The organism is Methylorubrum podarium, from assembly GCF_022179745.1.
GTDB lineage: Bacteria > Pseudomonadota > Alphaproteobacteria > Rhizobiales > Beijerinckiaceae > Methylobacterium > Methylobacterium podarium.
The window spans coordinates 1-1,517 of record NZ_BPRD01000731.1; the positions used below are offsets into that span (position 1 = coordinate 1).

Annotated in this window: 3 protein-coding genes; 1 reads left to right on the forward strand and 2 read right to left on the reverse strand. The window is 69.3% G+C overall.

Annotated features, from left to right (window positions below; genetic code table 11):
* The coding region (locus MFF42_RS26300) for a ferredoxin reductase domain-containing protein (protein WP_507763124.1) at nt 1–374 on the forward strand (374 nt) is incomplete at its 5' end.
* Nucleotides 375–405: 31 nt separating this feature from the next.
* Here MFF42_RS26300 and MFF42_RS26305 read toward each other — a convergent pair.
* Nucleotides 406–780 carry a TIGR02300 family protein gene (locus MFF42_RS26305; RefSeq protein WP_238258892.1) on the reverse strand — a complete coding sequence of 125 codons (375 nt, stop codon included), beginning with the start codon at nt 778–780 and terminating at the stop codon, nt 406–408.
* A 167-nt stretch (nt 781–947) separates the two neighbouring features.
* Nucleotides 948–1,214 carry a hypothetical protein gene (locus MFF42_RS26310; protein WP_238258893.1) on the reverse strand — a complete coding sequence of 89 codons (267 nt, stop codon included), beginning with the start codon at nt 1,212–1,214 and terminating at the stop codon, nt 948–950.
* Nucleotides 1,215–1,517 lie beyond the last annotated feature (303 nt).

Below are 1,517 nucleotides of genomic sequence, written 5' to 3' on the forward strand. Positions count from 1 at the left end.
TGCTGATCGGCGGCGGCTCCGGCGTCGTGCCGCTGCTCGCGATGGTGCGCGAGCGCGCCCTGCGCGCGCCCGCGGTGCCGATGCTGCTGATCTACTCGGTGCGCAGCGCCGCCGAGGCCATCGCCCGGGGAGAGCTCGCCGCCCGCTCCCGCGATGAGACCGGCTTCGACCTGACCCTGCTTCTCACCCGCGAGGGCGCGACCGCGGGCCGGCGCATCGACCGCGTGATGATCGACACGGCGATCGAGTGCCTCGGCATGCCGCGCCACGCCTTCGTCTGCGGCGGCAACGGCTTCGTCGGCACCGTGGCCGACCTCCTGGTGGATGCCGGCGTCAAGCCGGGCGTGGTCCGCACGGAGCGCTTCGGCGGCTGATGGTTCCGATCAGCCGCCGGAGGGGAGGGCGTCAGCCCTCCTCGTCGCCGTCCGAGTCGTTGTCGATCAGGTCGGAGACGTCGTCGTCGCCGTCCTCTTCCTCTAGGAAGGTGTCGTCGTCCGCACCCCCGCTGGCATCGTCGCCGCCCTCGTCGTCGTCGACGCTGATATCGGTATCGTCCTCGCTGGCCTCGGCCTCGTCGAGGGAAACGATCTCCGGACCGCCCTTCTCCTCCTCGTCCTCGTCGTCATCCGAGCGGCTGGCGACGGGCGGGGCGACGCGGGAGGTCGCGACTTGGTAGATCGTGCCGCATTTCGGGCAGGTCGCCGGATCACGGTCGAGATCGTAGAACTTGGCACCGCAATTCATGCACTGGCGTTTGACGCCGAGTTCCGGTCTAGCCACGGCTGCAAACCTCTGGGGACGGAAGGGAAAGGGATCCGGGAGAGCGGCCCCGTTAGTCGCAGCCTCCGCCCATGTCAAACGCCCACGTCAAACGGCCTGTCACGCGCTCGCCGCAGCCGGCGCGGGGCGTTCGGCGGGGACGGTCGTGACCGGAGGGGGGAACCGCGTCAGGCGCAGCGGGACCACTTGTTCTGCCGCCGCTCGACGGTGAGGCGCAGGAGCCGGCCGAACGGGGTGCCGCTCAGGCAGCCACGGCGGTCGAACTCTTGCAGGACCGCTTCGAGGGCAACGATGCGCTCGCTGGGTCGGCGATAGGCGCTCTCCAGCTCGTTCAGGGCTTCGAGCACGCGTTTGGAGACCGTCGAATCGGCGACGGCGGAAGCATGATCGACCTTGCGCAGGCACTGGATCACGGGCGTCATGCGCGCCAACATAAACATATGATGCGGCTTGTCGAGTGCTTGCTGACGCCTGCTTCACACAAGAACGGTTCCACGGAGGCAAGTCGCGGGCGCCGGATAAGCGATCGTCCGAAGCAGACCTGACTTCGAATTGCAGTTTATCGCCAAATGCATTGCTATCCGGAGGCATGGTGCGAGCGTGACGGGTGCCGGACGATGCCTCGGACGGGCGCGTCGGGCGCCGCGCCACCGGACGCGCGGATGACGCGGGCCGGCCCGCATGGTAACGGGCGCCGGTCGCGCCGGGTCCGTCCGGCGGGCGGCCTCGGTGCCCTC